Genomic DNA, 5,200 nt, shown 5'->3' with positions numbered 1-5,200 from the left:
CTATGTACGGCATCGCGTCGTCCTATCCTCGCAGCCAGCGATCCGGCAACTACTTTCGGCGCTATAGAGCTTAACTTCTGTGTTCGAGATGGGTACAGGTGGTTCCTCTATGCCATCAACACGACACCTTGAGCTTTTACACTCAAAACTAAATAATAACTTCTTTTCCTAAATTAAACTTTTCATAGACTTCTTTTGGTTAAGTCCTCGACCGATTAGTACTAGTCCGCTCCATACCTCACGGTACTTCTACTTCTAGCCTATCTACCTCATCATCTCTGAGGGGTCTTACTTCCTAAGAATGGGAAATCTCATCTCGAGGCGAGTTTCACACTTAGATGCTTTCAGCGTTTATCTCATCCATACATAGCTACCCAGCAATGCTCCTGGCGGAACAACTGGTACACCAGCGGTATGTCCATCCCGGTCCTCTCGTACTAAGGACAGCTCCTCTCAAATTTCCTGCGCCCGCGACGGATAGGGACCGAACTGTCTCACGACGTTCTGAACCCAGCTCGCGTACCGCTTTAATGGGCGAACAGCCCAACCCTTGGGACCGACTACAGCCCCAGGATGCGATGAGCCGACATCGAGGTGCCAAACCTCCCCGTCGATGTGGACTCTTGGGGGAGATGAGCCTGTTATCCCCAGGGTAGCTTTTATCCGTTGAGCGATGGCCCTTCCATGCGGAACCACCGGATCACTAAGTCCTACTTTCGTACCTGCTCGAGATGTAGCTCTCACAGTCAAGCTTGCTTATGCCTTTACACGCTACGAATGATTTCCAACCATTCTGAGCAAACCTTTGAGCGCCTCCGTTACTCTTTGGGAGGCGACCGCCCCAGTCAAACTGCCCACCAGACACTGTCCAGGACCACGATCAGTGGCCGCTGTTAGAATGTTCATACAACGAGGGTAGTATCCCACTGGTCGACTCCAGCGAAACTAGCGTTCCGCCTTCTACGTCTCCTACCTATGCTGTACAAGCAGCACAAACATTCAATATCAAGCTACAGTAAAGCTCCATGGGGTCTTTCCGTCCTGTCGCGGGTAACCCGCATCTTCACGGGTATTTAAATTTCACCGAGTCCCTCGTTGAGACAGTGCCCAAATCGTTACGCCTTTCGTGCGGGTCGGAACTTACCCGACAAGGAATTTCGCTACCTTAGGACCGTTATAGTTACGGCCGCCGTTTACTGGGGCTTCAATTCATGCCTTCGCCGAAGCTAAGCACTCCTTTTAACCTTCCAGCACCGGGCAGGCGTCAGCCCCTATACTTCATCTTACGATTTTGCAGAAACCTGTGTTTTTGATAAACAGTCGCTTGGGCCTTTTCACTGCGGCTGGACCGGAGTCCAGCACCCCTTCTCCCGAAGTTACGGGGTCATTTTGCCGAGTTCCTTAACGAGGGTTCTCTCGCTCACCTTAGTGTTCTCCACTCGACTACCTGTGTCGGTTTGCGGTACGGGCAGTGTAATCCTTCCTAGAAGATTTTCTTGGCAGTGTGACATGGACGACTTCCCTACTTTATTTCGGTCCCCATCACAGCTTATCCGTTCAGAATCAAGCATTTCACTCAACTCAAGACTTACTGCTTGGACGCACATTTCCATCCGTGCGCTTCGTTTAGCCTCCTGCGTCCCTCCATCGGTATAACGCATTACAACTGGTACAGGAATCTCAACCTGTTATCCATCGACTACGCCTCTCGGCCTTGCCTTAGGTCCCGACTAACCCTGGGTGGACGAGCCTTCCCCAGGAAACCTTAGTCATTCGGTGGACAGGATTCTCACCTGTCTTTCGCTACTCATACCGGCATTCTCACTTGTAAGCGCTCCAGCAGTCCTCACGGTCTACCTTCGCCGCCCTTACAACGCTCTCCTATCGCGTATTAATACGCCCGCAGTTTCGGTAATATGTTTAGCCCCGGTACATTTTCCGCGCAATGGCACTCGACTAGTGAGCTATTACGCACTCTTTAAATGGTGGCTGCTTCTAAGCCAACATCCTAGTTGTCTATGCACTATCACATCGTTTTCCACTTAACATATATTTAGGGACCTTAACTGGCGATCTGGGCTGTTCCCCTTTCGACGGTGGATCTTATCACTCATCGTCTGACTCCCATACACACATCATTGGCATTCGGAGTTTATCAAACTTTGGTAACCCGAGATGGGCCCCTAGGCTTAACAGTGCTCTACCTCCAAGATGTTCATTATGAGGCTAGCCCTAAAGCTATTTCGGAGAGAACCAGCTATCTCCAAGTTCGTTTGGAATTTCACCGCTACCCACAGTTCATCCGAGGAATTTTTAACTTCCACCGGTTCGGCCCTCCAGTAAGTTTTACCTCACCTTCAGCCTGACCATGGGTAGGTCACCTGGTTTCGGGTCTACAGCAGCATACTGCTCGCGCTATTCACACTCGCTTTCGCTACGGCTCCGGCCTTTTCGCCTTAACCTTGCATGCTACCGTAACTCGCCGGTTCATTCTACAAAAGGCACGCCATTACCCATTAACGGGCTCTGACTTCTTGTAGGCGTCGTGGTTTCAGGAACTTTTTCACTCCCCTTCCGGGGTGCTTTTCACCTTTCCCTCACGGTACTGGTTCACTATCGGTCACTAGGGAGTATTTAGCCTTACGGGATGGTCCCCGCGGGTTCCGACCGGATTTCACGTGTCCGGCCGTACTCAGGATCCTGTTACGAGTTTCAGCGATTTCGTCGACGGGGCTATCACCCTCTTTGGCTCAGTTTCCCAACTGATTTGACTATCCCTTCATTTGCTCGATCTTACAGTCCTACAACCCCAGCATGCAAGCACACTGGTTTGGGCTCTTCCCTTTTCGCTCGCCGCTACTGGGGGAATCGATTTTTCTTTCTGCTCCTGCTGCTAATGAGATGTTTCAGTTCACAGCGTATTCCTCTAGCAAGCTATGAATTCACTTACTAGTAACATTAATATGTTGGGTTTCCCCATTCGGAAATCTCTGGGTCATAGCGTACTTACCGCTCACCAAAGCTTATCGTAGTTAGTCACGTCCTTCATCGGCTCCTAGTGCCAAGGCATCCACCACGCGCCCTTATTCACTTAACCACTATCTTTCGATAGGCTAAGTTCTATGAGTTGGTCATTTTTCAGACCTGCGATTAAACCGTTCTCTATTATTAAAGAACTTGTGTTGTTTCTCGGTTCAATTTAGTGTCATCTTGCGATGACTTAAAAAGAATTTTTGTTATTATTCAGTTTTCAATGTTCAAACTCGCCAACCTCTCAGTTGGCAATGGAGAATAGCGGGATCGAACCGCTGACCCCCTGCTTGCAAAGCAGGTGCTCTCCCAGCTGAGCTAATTCCCCATGCACCGTCTTGAGCCCACACACTCAAAACTAAACAAAACTTTTCCCAAACAAATTATCCTGTAACGCTCCGTTTTTCCTTAGAAAGGAGGTGATCCAGCCGCAGGTTCTCCTACGGCTACCTTGTTACGACTTCACCCCAGTCATCAGTCCTGCCTTAGACGGCTCCCTCCAAATGGTTAGGCCACCGGCTTTGGGCATTACCAACTCCCATGGTGTGACGGGCGGTGTGTACAAGACCCGGGAACGTATTCACCGCGGCATGCTGATCCGCGATTACTAGCGATTCCGACTTCATGTAGTCGAGTTGCAGACTACAATCCGAACTGAGACGTACTTTAAGAGATTCGCTTACCCTCGCGAGTTCGCTGCTCGTTGTATACGCCATTGTAGCACGTGTGTAGCCCAGGTCATAAGGGGCATGATGACCTGACGTCGTCCCCGCCTTCCTCCGGTTTGTCACCGGCAGTCTCGCTAGAGTGCCCAACTGAATGCTGGCAACTAACAATAGGGGTTGCGCTCGTTGCGGGACTTAACCCAACATCTCACGACACGAGCTGACGACGGCCATGCACCACCTGTCACTTTGTCTCCGAAGAGAACAATGTTATCTCTAACATCTTCAAAGGATGTCAAGACCTGGTAAGGTTCTTCGCGTTGCTTCGAATTAAACCACATGCTCCACCGCTTGTGCGGGTCCCCGTCAATTCCTTTGAGTTTCAACCTTGCGGTCGTACTCCCCAGGCGGAATACTTAATGCGTTTGCTTCGGCACTAAGAGGCGGAAACCTCCTAACACCTAGTATTCATCGTTTACGGTGTGGACTACCAGGGTATCTAATCCTGTTTGCTACCCACACTTTCGAGCCTCAACGTCAGTTACAGTCCAGCAAGCCGCCTTCGCCACTGGTGTTCTTCCATATATCTACGCATTCCACCGCTACACATGGAGTTCCACTTGCCTCTACTGCACTCAAGTCCATCAGTTTCCAAAGCCATTCCACAGTTGAGCTGTGGGCTTTCACTTCAGACTTAATGAACCGTCTGCGCTCGCTTTACGCCCAATAAATCCGGATAACGCTCGGGACATACGTATTACCGCGGCTGCTGGCACGTATTTAGCCGTCCCTTTCTGATATGGTACCGTCATCTTAAGTCCATTTCCTAACCTAAGTGTTCTTCCCATACAACAGTGCTTTACGACCCGAAAGCCTTCATCACACACGCGGCGTTGCTCCATCAGGCTTGCGCCCATTGTGGAAGATTCCCTACTGCAGCCTCCCGTAGGAGTTTGGGCCGTGTCTCAGTCCCAATGTGGCCGATCAGTCTCTCAACTCGGCTATGCATCATCGTCTTGGTGAGCCTTTACCTCACCAACTAACTAATGCACCGCGAATCCATCGTTAAGCGACGCCGAAGCGCCTTTTAACCTGGTACCATGCGGTACTAGGTTTTATGCGGTATTAGCATCTGTTTCCAAATGTTATCCCCCACTTTACGGCAGGTTATTCACGTGTTACTCACCCGTTCGCCACTCACTTGAAAGGTGCAAGCACCTTTCGCTGTGCGTTCGACTTGCATGTATTAGGCACGCCGCCAGCGTTCATCCTGAGCCAGGATCAAACTCTCATTTTAAAAGTTTGAAGATTGCTCTTCGATTAAACTGACTTGTTTGTTATCTTTCCGATAACATCATCCGTTTATTGTTTGTTACGAATTGACTTCGCAAATTTGTTCCGTTATCGACTGTTCGACAACGGCGTTACAAATTCGTTTGTTCAAAGTTTTGTTCAGTTTTCAATGTGCGTTCGTCGCTCGGTGCGACTTAATTATTCTAGCAGAT

Annotated in this window: 1 tRNA gene and 3 rRNA genes; all 4 read right to left on the bottom strand. The window is 49.8% G+C overall.

The window, feature by feature from the left end:
- Positions 1-9: 9 nt before the first annotated feature.
- Positions 10-126: ribosomal RNA gene (gene rrf, locus ABSY64_RS07580) — 5S ribosomal RNA — on the bottom strand.
- Positions 127-195: 69 nt separating this feature from the next.
- Positions 196-3,097, bottom strand: a 23S ribosomal RNA gene (locus ABSY64_RS07575).
- A 188-nt stretch (positions 3,098-3,285) separates the two neighbouring features.
- Positions 3,286-3,358, bottom strand: a tRNA-Ala gene (locus ABSY64_RS07570).
- An 84-nt stretch (positions 3,359-3,442) separates the two neighbouring features.
- Positions 3,443-4,992 (bottom strand): 16S ribosomal RNA (locus ABSY64_RS07565).
- The 16S, 23S and 5S rRNA genes sit together here with 1 tRNA gene alongside, the layout of an rRNA operon.
- Between the last annotated feature and the right edge of the window lie 208 nt (positions 4,993-5,200).

It is taken from the genome of Eupransor demetentiae, from assembly GCF_963930865.1.
Classification (GTDB): Bacteria; Bacillota; Bacilli; order Lactobacillales; family Lactobacillaceae; genus Eupransor; species Eupransor demetentiae.
This window is presented reverse-complemented; position numbering and strand designations above follow the sequence as displayed.